General features: G+C 63.1%; 14 protein-coding genes. 5 read left to right on the forward strand and 9 right to left on the reverse strand.

Translation table 11 applies throughout. The annotated features are described in order from the left end of the window. Positions 1-253 precede the first annotated feature (253 nt). Positions 254-1,477 carry an acetyl-CoA carboxylase biotin carboxylase subunit family protein gene (locus tag J0A90_RS13780; protein WP_035472965.1) on the forward strand — a complete coding sequence of 408 codons (1,224 nt, stop codon included), beginning with the start codon at positions 254-256 and terminating at the stop codon, positions 1,475-1,477. 58 nt (positions 1,478-1,535) lie between these two features. Further along, the gene (locus tag J0A90_RS13785; protein WP_207036765.1) at positions 1,536-3,530 is read left to right on the forward strand and encodes a hypothetical protein; all 1,995 of its coding nucleotides are present in this window, start codon (positions 1,536-1,538) and stop codon (positions 3,528-3,530) included. Between the two features lie 67 nt (positions 3,531-3,597). On the opposite strand, the gene J0A90_RS13790 is transcribed toward J0A90_RS13785, so the two are convergent. After that, complete coding sequence (locus J0A90_RS13790; protein ID WP_207036767.1) at positions 3,598-4,794, reverse strand: MFS transporter; 1,197 nt, start codon at positions 4,792-4,794, stop codon at positions 3,598-3,600. Positions 4,795-5,322: 528 nt separating this feature from the next. Here J0A90_RS13790 and J0A90_RS13795 point away from each other — a divergent pair. Both J0A90_RS13795 and J0A90_RS13800 read left to right on the forward strand, forming a co-directional pair. Then, positions 5,323-6,717 carry an APC family permease gene (locus tag J0A90_RS13795; RefSeq protein ID WP_233076790.1) on the forward strand — a complete coding sequence of 465 codons (1,395 nt, stop codon included), beginning with the start codon at positions 5,323-5,325 and terminating at the stop codon, positions 6,715-6,717. A gap of 99 nt (positions 6,718-6,816) precedes the next feature. Continuing rightward, positions 6,817-7,176 (forward strand): cupin domain-containing protein, encoded by a 360-nt coding sequence (locus J0A90_RS13800; protein ID WP_207036769.1) that lies wholly within the window; start codon positions 6,817-6,819, stop codon positions 7,174-7,176. Positions 7,177-7,390: 214 nt separating this feature from the next. On the opposite strand, the gene J0A90_RS13805 is transcribed toward J0A90_RS13800, so the two are convergent. From J0A90_RS13805 to hpaD (J0A90_RS13825), 5 genes are all read right to left on the reverse strand, one after another. Next, complete coding sequence (locus tag J0A90_RS13805) at positions 7,391-9,013, reverse strand: GMC family oxidoreductase (protein WP_207036771.1); 1,623 nt, start codon at positions 9,011-9,013, stop codon at positions 7,391-7,393. 194 nt (positions 9,014-9,207) lie between these two features. Further along, positions 9,208-9,648, reverse strand: coding sequence for a homoprotocatechuate degradation operon regulator HpaR (gene hpaR / locus J0A90_RS13810; protein WP_207036773.1), 441 nt, complete (start codon positions 9,646-9,648; stop codon positions 9,208-9,210). Positions 9,649-10,101: 453 nt separating this feature from the next. Next, positions 10,102-11,553: an NADP-dependent succinate-semialdehyde dehydrogenase gene (gene gabD / locus J0A90_RS13815; protein WP_207036775.1), complete on the reverse strand. Its 1,452-nt coding sequence runs from the start codon at positions 11,551-11,553 to the stop codon at positions 10,102-10,104. Positions 11,554-11,619: 66 nt separating this feature from the next. Further along, complete coding sequence (gene hpaI, locus J0A90_RS13820; RefSeq protein ID WP_207036777.1) at positions 11,620-12,423, reverse strand: 4-hydroxy-2-oxoheptanedioate aldolase; 804 nt, start codon at positions 12,421-12,423, stop codon at positions 11,620-11,622. Positions 12,424-12,466: 43 nt separating this feature from the next. Next, entirely contained in the window at positions 12,467-13,321 is an 855-nt protein-coding gene (hpaD, locus tag J0A90_RS13825) for a 3,4-dihydroxyphenylacetate 2,3-dioxygenase (RefSeq protein ID WP_207036779.1), read from the reverse strand. Between the two features lie 139 nt (positions 13,322-13,460). Between hpaD (J0A90_RS13825) and hpaA the strand changes: the two genes are divergently transcribed. Further along, positions 13,461-14,360, forward strand: a complete 900-nt coding sequence (hpaA, locus tag J0A90_RS13830; protein ID WP_207036781.1) for a 4-hydroxyphenylacetate catabolism regulatory protein HpaA — start codon at positions 13,461-13,463, stop codon at positions 14,358-14,360. A gap of 12 nt (positions 14,361-14,372) precedes the next feature. Here hpaA and J0A90_RS13835 read toward each other — a convergent pair whose 3' ends face one another. The 3 genes from J0A90_RS13835 to hpaD (J0A90_RS13845) all read right to left on the reverse strand — a co-directional run bounded on the left by J0A90_RS13835 (position 14,373) and on the right by hpaD (J0A90_RS13845) (position 17,103). Beyond that, positions 14,373-15,173, reverse strand: coding sequence for a 2-oxo-hepta-3-ene-1,7-dioic acid hydratase (locus tag J0A90_RS13835; protein ID WP_207036783.1), 801 nt, complete (start codon positions 15,171-15,173; stop codon positions 14,373-14,375). After that, the gene (locus J0A90_RS13840; protein WP_207036785.1) at positions 15,160-16,050 is read right to left on the reverse strand and encodes a fumarylacetoacetate hydrolase family protein; all 891 of its coding nucleotides are present in this window, start codon (positions 16,048-16,050) and stop codon (positions 15,160-15,162) included. Before J0A90_RS13840 ends, J0A90_RS13835 begins: the two co-directional genes overlap by 14 nt. A gap of 72 nt (positions 16,051-16,122) precedes the next feature. Continuing rightward, positions 16,123-17,103, reverse strand: coding sequence for a 3,4-dihydroxyphenylacetate 2,3-dioxygenase (hpaD, locus tag J0A90_RS13845; protein WP_207036787.1), 981 nt, complete (start codon positions 17,101-17,103; stop codon positions 16,123-16,125). Between the last annotated feature and the right edge of the window lie 13 nt (positions 17,104-17,116).

The following is a 17,116-nucleotide window of genomic DNA, read 5'->3' on the forward strand; positions in this document are numbered from 1 at the left end:
GCGTGATTGACGTCTCTCCGGCGCCAGGCGCCTATTATGGTGCATGCACCATAGATGCGGGGTGATCACGGCTGCTGGAAGGTGCTTGTATAGCTAATAAAGAATATTAGGAATTTCAGTTTTCTAGTGCCGATATGCGCTGATTATGACGGCTTTTGTCAGCGTTTTGGCGGATGGGGTGGCACTAGTCGGCATCTCCCCTACACTGAGGTAGGCATACATCACAACGACAGCGAACAGGGAGACACCGACCATGGAAAAGAATCCCGACAAGGGCTACATCGCGCTGCTGGGCTGGAGCCTGGGCGCGGTGGAGGCTGCCGCGGCCTTCGATCGTCGCTATGTGGTGGTCGCCCCGGAGTGGGCCGAAGAGTACTGCCGCCAGCACGAGATTCCCTACCTGCCGTGGAACTTCGAGCGTCTCAACGACCGTTCGATGGAGATCGCCGAAACCCTGCGCGACATGGGCGTGGACGCGGCGGTGCCGCTGTTCGAGGAGACCGTGGAGTGGGCCGGGGCGATCAACTCGGTGCTGATGCAGAATCCGCGCCTGCACGGCCAGGCGGTGCTGTTCCGCGACAAGGCGCTGATGAAGCGCCGCGCGCAGTTGGGTGGCATCCGCGTGGGCATCTTCGAGGAGGCCCACGAGAGGAGCGACGTGGTGCGCTTCTTCAAGCGCGTCAACCAGACGCTGCTCAAGCTCGACGGCGACCCTGACGACCCGATCCACCTCAAGGCCTTCGACAAGGCCGGCTGCCTCGGCCACCGGGTGATCCGCACCTATGAAGAGATCGACGCCATCCCCGAGAGCGAGTACCCGCTGCTGATGGAGAGCCATCTGGACGGCTGGGAGTTCGCCGTCGAAGCCTGGGTCTGGGACGGCAAGATCCAGTTCCTCAATATTTCCGAATACGTCACCCTCGGCTACTCGGTCTTCGTGCCGGCGACCCCGGAGCTGGAGCAGTACCGCGAGCAGATCACGCGCCAGATCGAGCTCCTGATCAAGACGTTCGACATCCAGTTCGGCCAGATCCACCCGGAGTACTTCGTCACCAGCGACGGCACCATGTACTTCGGCGAAGTCGCCTATCGCCCGCCGGGGTTCAAGGCGTTCGAACTGATCGAGCGCGCCTACGGCTTCAACGCCTATCAGGCCTCGATGCTGGTGTTCGACCCCAAGGCTACCGCGGAAGAGGTCGCCGCCTTCTTCCCCGAGCCGGTCACCGGCGCCAAAGGGCACGCCGGCTGCTTCGGTGTCTATCCGCGCCGGCGGGTGGTCAGCCGTCTGGAGATTCCGGAGGAGACCGAGCAGCACCCCTATTTCGACTACCACGAACTCAGCGCGCCGCTGGAGGAGACCGTGACCAAGCGCACGGCGTTCGGTACCCACTGGGGGCTTCTATTCTTCTTCGGCGACGACCCGCACACCCTGCGCGACCTGCTCAAGCATCAGGAGTCGCTTGATTTCTACGTCTGATCCGCGACAGTGGCAGAGTCTTTTCGGATTCGCCCAGAGTGGCGGGGAGTGTCAGCGCATGTCGTCGGATAACGAGCTGCCGGTCAGCGAGCAGCGCCTGGGTGCGCTGCTGCAACAGCTCGAGGCGGCACTCGCCGCGCTCGAATCGGCGCCCAGTTTTTCCCGCCCGGGGCGTGCCGGGCGGGTCTTCGATCTGGCGCGGCGTATCCTGCTCGAACCTGGCGGCTGCGCGGCGCTGGAGCGGCGCGCCCAGGCGATCGAGCGGGCGGGAACCTTCGCCGACTCCGACTGGGCCGAACCGCAGCGCCTGCAGCCGGCGCTGACCCCGGCCTCGCTCGGTAGCCCCCAGGCCGAAACGGTGGTGATCGAGGCGCTCAGCGAGCTGCGCCTGCTGGCGGTGGCGCGCGGCGACTACGCGCATCCGTTGATCTCCGCCGAGCAGGCGCACAATCACCTGACCCAGGTCCTGGCGCTCAACCTGTCCCGTATCTTCGCCTTTTCCGGCGAGGCCGAGCGCGAGACCCAGGGGCGTCTGGCCGAGGTGCCGCGGGCGCTGTTGCGCTATCTCGCCGAGCGGGTCGGCTATGAGTTCATCGTCGAGACCATGATCGACGAGATCTGGCGGCTACTCGGCCAGCGCCCGCTGATGGTCGCTCCGGTACGCGGGATGATCGATCAGCTGGCGCTGTGTCAGGCCAATCCGGAGATCGATCTTGGCACCAGCGGCCAGGGTGCGGCGCGGCTGGTCAGCAGCCTCTACGGGCCGACCCAGGGTTGCCGCGAAGACCCTGGCGTCGAAGCCTATGCCGGCCGGCTCGCCGGTATGGATACCGCGGCGCTGCAGCAGGAGGCCACCGGGATGGCGCGGGCGATGCATGATACCGGCCTGGTATCGCCCTATCACCCGGTGCTGCTGCGCTATCTGCTCGACCACGGCGATCATCTGATCAGCGAAGCGCTGGGGCTCTCGACCACCGGGCGCGACTGCCTGCTCTGCTATCACCAGTTGATCCGTGCCCTGATCGATGCGGTGGCGCATCCGGCCACGGCCCAGGGGATCTACGGGCTGGCGCTGCTGCTCGAACGCGGGATTCTCTACCAGCCGCCGCTGGCGCCGGCGCTGTGGCGCCAACTGGGCCTGCTGCTGAGCGACAACGCCCGCCAGCGTTTGCGTCTGGCCTACGGTGATGCCACCACGCCCGAGGCGCGGCTAGTGGAGGGCGTGCTGTGCATGCTCGGCCTGCCGCTGGGCGTGGGGCAGGGCAACAACCCCACCTGCCAGTCGGCACGCGCGCTCTCCATGTGGGCCTACAACGACCCCGACTATCTGCTGCAGATGGTGACCTGGGCGGCGCGTGACGACGAGATCGTGATGCACTTCGAAGGCCAGCCGATCTCGTCGAACACCAGTGGCGCCGGGCTCGCCAGCGGCATGACCCTGGATCTCGATCCGGTCTCGCTGCTGGTGGTGCCGCATCTGGACCGTATCTATGCCGAAATGGGGCGGCTGTGCATCGGCCGCGACGGTGACCCGCACCGCTGGGTCAACCCCGAGTTCCACGGCTGGTGGGCCGGGCGCGGCTTCCATATCAGCGTGGATATCGCCAGCGGGCGGATCGACGACCCCGAGACCTTCTACCGCCACTTCTACGCTGCCTACCACCCGCTCTACAACGGCAACCAGCCGCTGGTGCACCCGCAGCCGGCGGGGATCGCGGTGACCGACAGCGCCGCGCGCTTCATCGGCTGGCACGCGATCACCATCCTGCGGGCCGCGCTCGGCCCCGACGAGGGCATGCGGGTCTACTTCTTCAACCCCAACAACGACAGCGGCCAGGATTGGGGCGATGGCGTGCGGGTCAGCACCGACGGCAACGGTGAGCGCTTCGGCGAAGCCTCGCTGCCGTTCGCCCAGTTCGCCTCGCGGCTCTATATCTTCCACCTCGACCCGCAGGAGGAGGGCGCCCCGGCGCATGTCTCCGCCGACGAGCTGGGCGAGGTGATGGGCTACCTGCGGCGCAGCTGGGGCGCCGAGCGTCTGGCCCCGGCCTGAGCCAAGGCCAGAGCCGGGGCCATGATCCAACTTACCGGGTCGTGGCGCAGCGTTTCTGGACCGGGGATCAGCCGCCCTGAACCGAGGCCACCTGGCGGTCGCGGCCGGCGCCCAGGGCCGCGACCATGGCGCCCAGCGCAATGGCCACCAGCAGCCCGCCGACCGCGTTCCAGCCGCCGCTCCAGTCGTGCAGCAGGCCCACCAGCAGCGGCCCCAGCGCCGCCAGGGTATAGCCGATGCCCTGGGCCATGGCGGAGAGGCTGGCTGCGGTCAGCGCATCCGGCGCGCGCAGCGCCAGCAGGGTCAGCGCCATGCTGAAGGTGCCACCCTGGCCCAGCCCGAGGATCACCACCCACACCCAGATACCGCCGATGGGCGCATACAGGCAGCCCATCAGGCCGGTGAGCGTCAGCCCCATCACCGCCACCAGCACCGCACGCTGATCTTTCATGCGGCTGCCGATCCACGGCGCCGCCAGCGCCGTGGTCACCTGCAACAGAATCGACACCGACAGCGCCAGCCCCGCGGTGACCGGCGCCAGGCCGCGGTCCTGCAACAGCGTCGGCAGCCAGCCGAAGACGGTATAGGCGAGCGACGACTGCAGCCCCATGAACAGTGACACCTGCCACGCCAGCGGGTCGTGGCGCAGGCGCGCCCCGGTGCGGGCCGCCACCCGGGTAGCCGCGCTGCCGCGTAGCTGCGGCAGCCACAGCAGCGCGGCGACCACCGCGGGCAGCAGCCAGAACGCCAGCGCCCCCTGCCAGTCCGCGCCCAGCGCCTGGCGCAGCGGCTCGGTGGTGCCGGCCGCCGCCGAGGCGCCGAGATTGAGCGCCACGGTGTAGAGCCCGGTCATGATGCTGACCCGCTCGGGGAAGTCGCGCTTGACGATACCCGGCAGCAGCACCCCGATCACCCCGATACAGCCGCCGGCCAGGGCGGAGCCCAGCAGCAGCCCCAGGGTGCCGACGTAGGGGCGTAGCGCCAGCGCCACCCCCAGTACCAACAGTGCCAGGAACACGCTGCGCTCCGGCCCCAGACGACGTACCAGGCGCGGCGCCAGCGGCGCGGCCAGCCCCAGGAACAGCACCGGCAGCGTGGTCAGGATGCCCTGCACGCTCGGCGAGAGTGACAGCGCCTCGGCGATACTGCCGAGCACCGGCGAGACGCTGGTGAGCGCCGGACGCAGATTGAGCGCCACCAGCAGCAGCGCAACGAGAGTGAGCAGGCCCCGGTGGGGCAGAGCGGAACGGGACACGGGAATCATCCTTGAGTATCGCGAAGGCGGCACCCCTGGCGCCGCCGAGACGTGGCGAAGGATGGTGGCTGGCCGCGCCGAGCGCAAGGCACAGTGAGGCACGCGGGGTGTATCGCGTGCCTGGGTGCCTGTGAGCATCTGAGTGAGCCAGAGCGGGCGGGGCGCGCTGGCGCGGGTGGCCGTTGCGCGTGTTCGAGGCTTCTCCGCCAGTCGCCCGTCAATCTCGCGGGCCAAAGGCTTGATGTAAAAGGCTTATTCAAAGAGTCGCGACTGAATTCGGCGGTTACAGCGCGCCATGGGAGACAGCTCGGCCTTCGCTCGTATCTGCCATTCTCGATGACGCAGAGCATCGGCAGAGTACCAGTGACTTGCGTGTAGGCGTCGGTCAGAGAAAGGAAAATTTCTGGCAGAAGCGAACAAGAATGACCGGACTTGCTGGCACATATTGGTCGGCCAGGGCGTGATGCCGCCATCGATCACTAACCGTCATCGATCACCAACAACAAGTCCAAATGCTCTCCAAGGAGGTAATGCATCATGGTCGATACCACGAAAGTAGGCCCGATGCCCCTGACCACGACACCCGGCCGGCCGACCATCGGTTTCAAGACCATGATCGCGATCTGCGTGGGCTGTGTCGTCGTTCAAGGATCCATGGCTTCAGCGCTGCTTGGCTTCGGCCTCGGGGGGTTGAGCTTTCTGGCTGCCATGCTCGTAGCGGCCCTGCTGGCCGTCTGCAATGCCATGACGTTCTCTGAACTTTCGCTGATGTATCCGCAGTCGGGTACGCTCGCCACTTACACCCAGAAAGCCATCGGGCATTTTCCCGCCATTGTCTCGGTGTTTGCCGGGTATGTCGTGGTGGCCATTTTCGCATTACCCGCCGAGCTGTTATTGGTCGATGCACTGTTACAGACGCTGTTTCCCGAGATACTGCCGCCGCACTTGGTGCCCATAGCATTGTTGCTGTCGATTGCCTTGCTCAACATCTTCGGCACCGATGTCTTTGCGAAGCTCCAGAATGTATTCACTTTTGCGATGGTCGTCGCCATCTCCCTCGTCGGCCTGGTCGCGCTTCTGCAGCCGCCAAGTCCTGAGGTGTCTCAGGCTGCGGCAGGCATCGACTGGGGCGTCGAAGGTATCGTCGATGGTAGTTTCATAGGGCTTGTGGCCCTGTCGATGTGGCTCTTTCTAGGCTGCGAATTCATTTGTCCGCTCATAGAAGACATTCGTCAGCCGGAAAAACGAATTCCTCGTGCCATGATCCTATCTATTGGCATTCTCTTCGTGCTTTTTACACTGTTCTGTTTCGGCGCAGGCCGTTATCTCTCGATCGATACCATGGTGACTTCACCCTTGCCGTATGTCGATCTGGTCGATGGCGTCTTCGGTCGTTCGGGGCTGATCATTGTCACTGTCATGGGGATAACTGCGACCTGTAGTACACTCAATACCGTACTGGCTGCGGTGCCGCGCATGCTTTCGGGGATGGCCGATAATGGTCAGGCCTTCAGCATCATGAGTAAACGACATTCTCGTTACAATACGCCCTGGGTAGGCATTGTCTTCCTGACCCTGTGTGTGCTCATCCCATTCTTGTTGGTCAGTCCGAATCAAATCATCTCGTTGGTGATCGCGGCGGCGACCAGCTGGCTGCTGGCCTACATCGTCGCACACATCGATTTGATGGTTCTGCGTCAGCGTCGGCCTGAGCATCTCCGCCCCTATCGCGCACCCTTTTATCCCTTCCCGCAGATTTTCGGCATCATCGGTATGGCCTATGTGGCTGCCAATGCCTCACCGTCGCCGGAGATGACCGCCTTGATCTACACGCTTCTGGGGGTGGTGCTGGGCATCGTCAGCCTGACAGCATTCGTCTGGGTGAAGTTCAAGATGAAAAAAGGCCTATTCGAACCCGATCTCAGCGATTAGTGACCGACACGGTTTGTGGCTTATCAATACTTTTTGTAGTTTATCAATACGGTTCAAGAAGGGTCCGTTGACTCTTCTTGACCTCGAGAGGAGTTTGACATGGGACGAATCGATACCGGATTGACCACGAAAGACCTCGATAGCATTGGTTCGGTCGAGGAACTGGGTGCCACTATCGAAGAGGGTGACGTCCAGGCGTTCATCAAGATGACGTTGAATACGCCCCAGGATGCGGTCAGCGCCGGCTACTTTGGCACCACGAGCGGTCGGTTCCGGATGGTATATCCCTTTACGGAGCAGGCTTGCCTGATCTCCGGAGAAGTCATCCTGACCAATGAGACGACCCAGGAGCGCATCCACTACAAGGCCGGTGACAGTTGGCTGTACGAGAAGGGAACGCCTGTGCTGTGGGAGGTGGTTTCTAGCGAGTTCGTGAAGCACTACCTTGCCGTGGTGTGAGGCTTTGGCGCGCGGAAACAGCCGATGGCAAGTGGCCGCGCACCATCGAGCGTCTTTCTCGCAGCGTCTGTCTCATAGCACCTTTCTCACAGCGTCTTTCTCATAGCCTCTTTCTCATACCCATTCCAATGAATGGCTCACGCCGGCCATCGCCATGATGACCGCCTATCGCTACCTTGTTGGAAAGGTAGCGATAGGCGGTGTCGATCGGGTATCAGACGGTGCCGGTCACTATGTCTGCTCCCTTCTCCGCCACGGCAATGGTCGGGGCATTGGTATTGCCGCTTGGCAGGGTGGGGAAGATCGAGCAGTCGATGACGCGAAGGCCCGTCACACCGTGGACCTTCAACTCGATGTCGACTACCGAGTCTCTGCTGTCCTGGCCCATACGGCATGTGCCGACCGGGTGATAGGTCGTCTTGCAGTACTGGCGGATGAAGTCTTCCAGCGCGTGTCGGTTGTCGTTCATATCCTGTGCCATTAGATCGTGCGCCTTGGGCGGAGAGAAAATCTCGTCGATCACGCTGGCAAGTGCCGGTGTGTCGAGCAGCCTCAGCCCTGCGCGCAACGCGCGCACCTGATGCTCGAGATCCTCAGGTGCCTCGAGAAAGCGAGCGTCTATGACGGCGGTCTTGGCGCCATTCGGCCCGGTAAGGCGAATGTTGCCGCGTGAGGCCGGGCGTAGATGGCCTACCTTGAGCGTGATGCCGTGGGTGCGCCCCCGGCCAATGCCATTGGGGTCGTCCCAGGTGTCGAGCACCGGCATGAAATGAATCTGGGTATCCGGGCGGCCTTCGCCGGCGGTGTCCAGAAAGGCGCCGCCTTCCAGTATGTTGGAGGTCATGAGGCCGTGACGATACAGCAGCCATTCGGCGCCATGACGTAATGCGCGCAAGCCGGTGTCTTCGCCGTACAGGGAGGTCGGGTGATTGAGTGTGGCGTTGAGCGACATGTGCAGGTGGTCCTGCAGGTTGTCGCCCACCGGCAGGTCGTACAGGCACTCGATGCCCTGCTCGTTGAGATGGTCGCGATGGCCGATGCCAGAGCTCATCAGAATTCTAGGGCTACCGATCGCGCCAGCGCTGAGAATGACCTCGCGATGGGCTCTCAGTGTCATCTCGCCTCTGCTGGCGTGTCGTGCCTGAATGCCGACGGCCCGTTGCTTGTCGATCATCACCCGTAGCACTTCGGTATCCGGGAGAATCGTCAGGCGCGGGTCGTCGCGCACCTCGCTCAGATAGGCCTTGGAGGTGCTGTAGCGTTCGCCGTTGAAGGTGGTGGTCTGATAGTAGCCAACGCCCTCGGGGGCGTTGGCGTTGAAGTCGTTGACGTAGGGCAGGCCGCTCTCTTGGCCGGCGCGCACGAAGGTCTGTGTCAGCGAGTGGCGATAGCGGTTTTCGCTGACTTTCAGTGGACCGTCATTGCCATGCAGGGGCCCGGCCAGCGATTCGTTGCTTTCGCTCTTGATGAAATACGGCAGCAGTCCCTCGTAGTCCCAGCCGGTGCAGCCGTAATCACGGCTCCAGGCGTCATAGTCGCTGCGATGCCCGCGGATGTAGATCATGCCGTTGACTGAGCTACTGCCGCCGATCAGCCGCCCTTGGGCGATGCTCATGGCGCGGTGGTTGGTCGCGGCATGCGGTGTCGTCATATACGGCCAGGTGCGCGTTGGAATCACCTTGCCGAGCGCTGCCGGCATCCGCACCAACAGACCGGCATCCGAGCCGCCGGCCTCGACCAGCAGCACCGTGGCGCGGGTGTTCCGAATCAAGCGATGGGCGATGACACAGCCGGCGGAGCCAGCGCCGACAATGATGTAGTCGTATTGATCCTGCATGTCGCCTCCCGGACATGGATGGTGCGCGTGGCGCTACAGGATCAGATTAGGAGTCTAGAGGAGTGGCCAATTGACCTGCCATGACAGTTATTTGACCGTCACTGCCATGGTTTGAAAATCTATCTATATCAACAGGCTGTAAAAATATTATCGAGTATGGCACGCCACTGCGGGATCCGCTCTTGGTCACCGTCTCACGGTGAATCTTCGGGTTCGAGCTTTTGCACCTCTTCCAGCAAGCCCATCAGCGTGCGGTACTTCTCCGGCCCCAGGCGCTGCTGGATTTTCTGATACTGGCGCATCATTTCACCCTTCATGCTATCGAAAAGCGCGTTGCCTTGAGGCGTCAGGGTGACGCATAGCCGACGCTGATCGGTTTCGGGTTTCCAGCGCCTGACCAGGCCATTCTGCTCGAGCCTTACCAGCACCCCGGTCAGACTCGGGCGCAGTATGCAGGCCCGTTCGGCGAGCTGGTAGCTTTCCAGCGTCTGATCTTCGGCCTGCCACAGGATGCGAATGACACGCCACTGCTGCTCGGTGACGTTGTGTTGATTGAGGTGCGGCCGGAAAAAGTCCATGGCGGATTCACGGGCCTGCAGTAGTGCCAGAGTGAGTGAGGGAGTCGGGCGCGCCATGTTGTGCCTTTTCAAAGGAAAGTCGAAATCAGGGGATGTCGAAACGATCCGGTTCCGGCGTCGACTGATCAATGGGGTGCCACTGGTCCGATATGGCGATACGGCCCCACGGATCTGCCCTGCGCCCCATCGGATGATGGCAGCAGGGATGGCCCTTCACGGGAGGCCGACCATATCATAATCGCCCGCCTGGCTATATCTTTCACGGCGGCGCCTCTCATGGCGGCGTCTTTCATAGCGGCATCTCTCATAGCGATATAAGCACGAGATGGGCACGCCGCATGAGCCGGGGTGTGTGGGTCTGCGGTGCCGTGCGGGCCGACTTCGATGCCGAGGGTATGGCACGGCCGCGGGGGCTGGCGAGACCTTGCGTGGCGGAGCGACAAATACCCTGGCCCTCCCCTCGTAAGGGGCGTGGGCCAGGATGTTCAGGCTCGTGCGAGCAGTCTCTGTTTATTTGATGCCCATGCACAGATACTTGACCTCGAGGTAGTCCTCGATGCCGTAGTGCGAGCCTTCGCGGCCGACACCGGAGGCTTTGATGCCGCCGAATGGCGCGACTTCGGTCGAGATGATGCCTTCGTTGATACCGACCATGCCGTATTCGAGCGCCTCACCCATGCGCCAGCTGCGGCCCAGATTCTGGGTGTAGACGTAGGCCGCCAGACCAAACGGCGTGTCGTTGGCCATGGCGATGGCTTCCGCTTCGGTATGGAAGCGAAACAGCGGAGCTAGCGGGCCGAAGGTCTCCTCGCCGGCGACATCCATGGCCGGTGTCACATCGCCAAGCACCGTGGGCTCGAAGAAGCTGCCGCCCAGCGCGTGGGACTTGCCGCCACACAGGACCTTTGCGCCATGTTCGACGGCGTTGTCGATGTGCGCGCGTACCTTGTCGACCGCCTGCTGGTTGATCAGCGGGCCCTGCTGGGCGCCCTCTTCCTCGGCCGGTGCCACCTTGAGCGCTTTCACCGCTGCGATCAGCTTTTCGCTGAAGGCCTCGTAGACGCTGTCGTGCACCAGGAAGCGGTTGGTACACACACAGGTCTGACCGCTGTTGCGAAACTTCGAGGCGATCGCGCCCGCGACAGCGGCGTCCAGGTCGGCGTCATCGAAGACGATGAACGGCGCGTTGCCGCCCAGCTCCATGCTGACCTTCTTGATGGTGCCGGCGCACTCCTCCATCAACTGACGGCCGATTTCGGTGGAGCCGGTAAACGACAATTTTCGAATGGTCTCGCTGTGCGTGAGTTCGGTACCGATCTCCCCGGCACGTCCGGCCACCACGTTGAAGACACCGGCCGGTATACCCGCACGTTCGGCCAGCTCGGCCAGCGCCAGTGCCGACAGCGGCGTTTCGGAAGCGGGCTTCAACACCATGGTGCATCCGGCGGCCAGCGCAGGGCCGGCCTTGCGCGTGATCATGGCGATGGGAAAGTTCCACGGCGTGATCGCGGCGACCACGCCTACGGGCTGCTTGATGACCACCAGCCGGCGGTCGGGCTTGTCGTTGGGAATCACGTCGCCGTAAACGCGCTTGCCTTCCTCGGCGAACCACTCGATGAAGCTGGCGCCGTAGTCGACCTCACCGCGGCTCTCGGCCAGCGGCTTGCCTTGTTCCGCGCTGAGGATACGGGCCAGGTCCTCTTTATGCTCCTGCATCAGCGCGAACCAGCGCTTGAGAATCAGCGAGCGAGCCTTGGCCGTCATGTCGCGCCAGGCCGGCAGCGCGTTATTGGCGGCGGCGATGGCGCGACGGGTTTCGGCCTTGCCGACGCGGGCGACGCTAGCCAGGGTTTCACCGTTGGCCGGGTTGGTCACCGCGAAGGTATCGCCGCTATCGGCGTCGAGCCACTGGCCGTCGATGTAGGCCTGCTGGCGCAGAAGAGTCGAGTCCGTGAGGTTCATACTGGGTTTCCCATGCAAGGGCCAAAACGGGGCCGGGTCTGGTGAATGGAGGAAAGACAGGTAATGTCAGTACACCGATGACGACGGTGTCGCGGGGGCTTCATCGCCTTTGAACTCGCCGGCCAGCGCTTTCAGCGCGTTCATCAGCACGCTGGTATCCACACCCACCGCCACGAAGGTAGCGCCGAGTTCGAGATAGCGTCGGGCCAGGGTTTTGTTGGCAGAGAGGATGCCGGCGGCCTTGTTGGCCTTCTGGATACGCGCAATGCCATCCTCGATGGCGCGCTGCACGTCGTCATGGCCCGGGTCGCCACGATGGCCCAGCGAGGCACTGAGATCCGCAGGGCCGATGAAGACGCCGTCGACGCCCTCCACGGCGGCAATCTCGTCGAGGTTTTCGAGCCCCGTTTGCGTCTCGATCTGAACCAGCAGGCAGACTTCCTCGTCCGCGCGGTCGAGATAGCCCGGGATAGAGTTCCAGCGCGAGGCGCGCGCCAGGGCGCTGCCCACGCCGCGAATGCCCTCGGGGGGGTAGCGGGTGGCGCGCACTAGCTGGCGGGCTTGCTCGGCGGTGTCGACCATCGGCACCAGCAAGGTCTGCACGCCGATGTCGAGATACTGCTTGATCAGGGCGGCATCGCCCACCGGCGGGCGCGCGATCGGCTGAACCGGATAGGGGGCTACGGCCTGCAGCTGTTCCAGTACGCTACGCAGATCGTTGGGTGCATGTTCGCCGTCGATCAACAGCCAATCGAAGCCGGCATTGGCGGCGAGTTCGGCGCAGTAGCCGTTGGCGAGTCCGAGCCAGAGACCGAGTTGGGCTTCGTTGCGGCCAAGGGCTCGTTTGAAAGTGTTGATGGGCATATCCATCAGGCGCTCCTCGCGTAGTGTCACATGACATCGTCAATCCGTATTACAGCGGAAAGACGGCGTTGATCTGGCCGGTACCGGAGCTGCCGAACGGCGCGGTCAGGATCTCGGCTGGGCGCTCATAGCCCTCTCCGAGCACGCCCATCAGCATGGCCGTGTCGTGCATGCCGCCTTCGCCGTAGCAGTGCTCGGCGTACTCCGGCAGCATCTTGCGGAACTCGTCGAACTTGCCCTCGCGCCATAGCTCGACGACACGGATGTCCATCTGGCGATCGAACTCTCGCGACCAGCGATGCATGTTCTCCTTGGCCTGGTGGTTGTCGGTGAAACGGTGCGACAACGAGCCAGAGGCCAGAACCATGACCTTGTGGTCGCTCGCCTCGATCGCTTCGCGCACGGCGGCGCCAAAACGGATGCTGTCGTTCAGATCGTGCCAGGCGTCCCAGGCGGCGATGGAGACCACCTTGAAGGCCTGCTCATCCGGCACGTCCATGTGCATGTAGCGCATGGGCACCAGCGTGCCGTACTCGAGCTTGAGGCTCTGAATGTTGTGCGCCATGGTGCGGAGTCCGGCGTGATTGGCGCGGTCGGCGATGGCCTGTCCGAGTTCGGGGCAGCCGTCGTACCGGTAGGCCATGTTCTGAATGAAGTGCGGTAGCTCGTTGCTGGTATACACGCCTTCGAAATGGTCGCCGCCGTTGATGTGATAACCGCTGTTGACCAGCCAGTGGGTGTCGAAGACCACCGCGACATCGGCGCCTGCCTCCCGGGCGCGGCGGGCGATCTCCTTGTGGCCTGCGATGGCTTCGGCACGGCAGCCGTGATGCTCACCGGGTTGCTCGGAGAGATACATCGAAGGCACGTGTGTGATCTTGGCGGCGAGTACGATTTCACCCATGAGGCAATTCCTTGGAGTGGACGGGCGGGGCCGATGGCCTCGGACGCGAGTCAGGCAATGCCATGGAGCGAGGTACCCGTCGGTGGTTAATATAGAGGCCTAGCGCACGGGTGAACCGTGTGCGTTCAGGAGCGCAAACATGGCGTTGGACTTCATTCCCAACATCACCATCGGTCAGGAGTACGACCAGCGCTACGCCGATGCCCCGGTGCACTACGAAGCGCTCGGCCGCATGGCAGATTTCTATGGTCGGAACATGCCTGTGCATCATCACGACCGCTTTTTCCAGGTGCACTACGTCAAAAGCGGCATGGTGCGGGTCTATCTGGACGATCGGCAGTTTCACCAGCAGGGGCCGATGTTCTTTCTGACACCGCCGACCGTGCCCCACTCCTTTACCACCGAAAACGGCAGCGATGGCCATGTGCTGACGGTGCGCCAACAGCTGGTGTGGTCGCTGCTCGAAGAGCTTCCCGAGCTGGGCGACGCTGCGGCCGTGTCGCCGGTGTGTGTAGCGACAGGTCGGGCGAGAGAAGAGGCACGGCTCGACGTCAATCGTATCGAGCGCCTGTTCGACGAGCTGCGTCTCGAATTCGAGGCCGACCGTCCGGGGCGGGAAACGGCGATGATCACGCTGACGCGGCTGATTTTCGTCAGCCTCTTTCGGCTGTCGTCCAATTCGCTGGCTGCCCAGCGTGTGCGCCACGAAGACCTGTCGCTGTTTCACCGCTTCAATCTGGAGATCGAGGCCCACTACACCGCGCACTGGACGCTGTCGGATTACGCCCGTGCGCTCAACGTCACCGAGGCGCGCCTCAATAGCGTCTGCCGTCGCATTGGTGGCGTGCCCAGCAAGCGCGTGGTTCACGATCGCGTCATGCAGGAGGCTCGGCGACTTCTGACCTTCACCCGCATGAGTGTCAACGAGATCGGCTATCGGCTCGGATTTCACGATCCAGCCTACTTCTGTCGATTCTTTGCACGTCATGCGCATACCACCCCTTCGGGTTACCGTCACGACCAGTCGGGCCATCGATAGCTTTCCCGCGGCTCAAGCGAACGTCAGCGATACGCGGCCGAACGCACCGTAGTCGGCTTCGATCCGGCTGCCGGACGGGCACTCCACCGGACCGATGAAAGAGCCCGACAAAATGACCTGACCGGCTTCGATACGCTGGCCGTAGGTCGCCATGCGCCGGGCCAGCCAGATGAGACCGGTGACCGGATCGTCCAACACTCCGGCGCCCAGACCCGTGGCCACCACATCGCCATTGTGCTTGACGATCGAGCCGACCCAGCGCAGGTCCTGCGCCTCGGGGGCGTGGCGTTCGCTGCCCAGTACGATGCCGGCGTTGGCAGCGTTGTCGGAGACGGTGTCGACGATCACTCGCGCCTGGCCGGTCTCGGCGTCTTTTCTGACGATGCGGGTATCGAGAATCTCGAGGGCGGGCGCCACGTACTCGGTGGCAGCCAGCACGTCCTCGCGGGTCACTTCACCCTCGAGCGGCGCTTTCATGACGAAGGCGATCTCGGCCTCGATGCGTGGCTGAATGAAATGCCCCTTGGGGATCACCGCCCCCGTCTCATAGCGCATGTAGTCGTAAAGCACGCCGCTGTCTGGCGTATCGATGCCGAGCGCGTCTTGCATGACCTTGGAGGTCAGCCCGATTTTCCAACCGAGGATGGCGTGCTTCTGCGTCTTGCGCGCCATCTGAGCGGTCTGGATCGCGTAGGCATCGTCCAGTGTCATGCTCGGATGGCGCTTGGACAGCAGACCGATCTGCTCGCGTGTCGCCTCCGCCGCGAGCAAGTCGTCGGCAGCGGCGGCAATCTGCTTCTCAGTCAGTGCCATGGCGTTCATCCTCCACACCGTTGATCAGCGTACCGATACCGTCGGCCTCGACCTCGATCACGTCGCCCGGCTCGAGCCAGATCGGCGGCTCGAAGCGAGCGCCGGCACCGGTCGGCGTGCCACAGACGATCACGTCGCCCGGCACCAGGGTGGTGAAGGTCGAGACGTAATTCACGATGTAGCGGAAATCGAACATCATCCGCGAGGTGCGGTCATGCTGACGCACTTCGCCATTGACGCGGGTGGTCAGTTCGATGTCGTCGAGCTGCTCAGCGCGCTTGAACGGCACCAGCCAGGGGCCGATGGCGCCGGTGGCGTCGAAGTTCTTGCCCTGGGTGACGTTGAACTTGGCGTGGCGCACCCAATCGCGAATGGTGCCTTCGTTGCACAGCGTCAGTGCGGCGATGTGTTCGTAGGCCTTTTCACGCGAAATTCGGCGGCCACCCTTGCCGATGACGATGGTGATTTCGCCTTCATAGTCGAGCTGCTCGCTCTCCGGCGGGCGCACCAGATTCTGGTTGTGGCCGACGAAGCTACGCGGAAAGCGGATGAACAGCGAGGGTTTGCTCGGTGCGGCCTGACCGTCCTTGTACTCTTCATTGCGCGAAGGGAAGTTGACCCCGACGCAGATCAGTTTCTCGGGGTTCGCGATGGGAATCAGGTAGGTGACGTCCTCTTCGCGGTAGCTCGGGCTCCGGCCTGCGGCGACGGTCAGAAGCTCATCGATGGCGCCAGCTTCGATCACCTCCTTGAGTCCCTTGAAGCGGCTGCCGAACTCTGGCGTGAGATCGACGATGCCGCCGTCGGTGACCACCCCGAAACGGTCGGCACCGTTGGCGTGAAAGGCGGCGAGACGAGGGGGGAGTGGGGTACTCATGGGCTATCTCCTAATGGCCCGAGCTGCCCCCGGGCCCTGTGAATCACGGATGCGACGCGAGTGCCGGCCGGCTCACGGCGCGACGATCGGTGTGGCATTCAGCTGAGAATCCCTGAGTTCGAGATTCTCGAACTCGGAGCCGTGCTCGAACCAAGAGCGCGGCGCGGGGGCGCCCCAGAGTGTTTGGCGCTGGGGGTCTTTCAGATCCCACTTGATCGCCTCCAGGTCCGGATCGACGGTCTGGTAGTCCGAGCAGTAGATCTCGATGCGATGGCCGTCCGGGTCGAGGATATAGAGGAAAAAGGCATTGGAGATGCCGTGACGCCCTGGGCCGCGCTCGATGTTGTCGACGTAACCGGTCGTCGCCATCAGATCGCATAGATCGATGATGTTCAGCGGAGTCGGCACCCAGAAGGCGGTGTGGTGCAGGCGCGGGCCGCGGCCGTTGGTGAAGGCCATATCGTGCACACCGCCCTTACGGTGGGTCCAGGCTGCCCACAGCTTGCCGCTCTCTTCGTCTTCGGTGTATTCGGTGACGCGAAAGCCAATGCGGTTGTAGAACGCGACCGCCTCGTCGACGTTGGGTGAGAACAGGTTGAAGTGATCGATGCGCAACGGCTTGACGCCCCGATAGAGTACGTACTGCTGATGGATCGGGGCCAGCCGGTCCATCTTGAAGTAAAGCTCGATCGGCACATCGAAGCAGTCGGTGGTGCGCAGCGTGCGGCCCTGGTACGGGCGCTCGACCCACTCGACCGGGTGGCCGTTTTCCTGGAACCAGGCGTGGGCCTTGTCGAGTTCCTGTTCGTCGAACACCTTGAAGGATAGCGACTTCACGGTCGCACTATCGCTTTTCTCCAGCACGATGCAGTGGTGTCCGCGCTCCTCCATCGCACGCAGATAAATGCGCTGGTCGTCTTCGTCGGTGACCTGAAGGCCGAGTGTGTCGACATAGAAGTGACGGCTCTTGGCCAAGTCACTCACGCCGAAAACGACATGGCTCAGGCGAATGATGTTGAACGCCGGGTAGAGATTGGGTGTTGGGATGGGCATGGCGAGACTCCTT

Origin of the sequence: Salinicola sp. DM10 (assembly GCF_017306975.2) — a bacterium.
Classification (GTDB): domain Bacteria; phylum Pseudomonadota; class Gammaproteobacteria; order Pseudomonadales; family Halomonadaceae; genus Salinicola.

Excerpts from the sequence above, each read along its gene's own strand:
- J0A90_RS13795 (WP_233076790.1), top strand. The coding sequence starts at position 5,323 with ATGGTCGATACCACGAAAGTAGGCCCGATGCCCCTGACCACGACACCC.
- J0A90_RS13840 (WP_207036785.1), bottom strand. The coding sequence starts at position 16,050 with ATGAGTACCCCACTCCCCCCTCGTCTCGCCGCCTTTCACGCCAACGGT.
- hpaR (WP_207036773.1), bottom strand. The coding sequence starts at position 9,648 with ATGGCGCGCCCGACTCCCTCACTCACTCTGGCACTACTGCAGGCCCGT.
- hpaI (WP_207036777.1), bottom strand. The coding sequence starts at position 12,423 with ATGGATATGCCCATCAACACTTTCAAACGAGCCCTTGGCCGCAACGAA.
- hpaD (WP_207036779.1), bottom strand. The coding sequence starts at position 13,321 with ATGGGTGAAATCGTACTCGCCGCCAAGATCACACACGTGCCTTCGATG.
- gabD (WP_207036775.1), bottom strand. The coding sequence starts at position 11,553 with ATGAACCTCACGGACTCGACTCTTCTGCGCCAGCAGGCCTACATCGAC.
- hpaA (WP_207036781.1), top strand. The coding sequence starts at position 13,461 with ATGGCGTTGGACTTCATTCCCAACATCACCATCGGTCAGGAGTACGAC.
- J0A90_RS13790 (WP_207036767.1), bottom strand. The coding sequence starts at position 4,794 with ATGATTCCCGTGTCCCGTTCCGCTCTGCCCCACCGGGGCCTGCTCACT.
- hpaD (WP_207036787.1), bottom strand. The coding sequence starts at position 17,103 with ATGCCCATCCCAACACCCAATCTCTACCCGGCGTTCAACATCATTCGC.
- J0A90_RS13800 (WP_207036769.1), top strand. The coding sequence starts at position 6,817 with ATGGGACGAATCGATACCGGATTGACCACGAAAGACCTCGATAGCATT.
- J0A90_RS13835 (WP_207036783.1), bottom strand. The coding sequence starts at position 15,173 with ATGGCACTGACTGAGAAGCAGATTGCCGCCGCTGCCGACGACTTGCTC.
- J0A90_RS13785 (WP_207036765.1), top strand. The coding sequence starts at position 1,536 with ATGTCGTCGGATAACGAGCTGCCGGTCAGCGAGCAGCGCCTGGGTGCG.
- J0A90_RS13780 (WP_035472965.1), top strand. The coding sequence starts at position 254 with ATGGAAAAGAATCCCGACAAGGGCTACATCGCGCTGCTGGGCTGGAGC.
- J0A90_RS13805 (WP_207036771.1), bottom strand. The coding sequence starts at position 9,013 with ATGCAGGATCAATACGACTACATCATTGTCGGCGCTGGCTCCGCCGGC.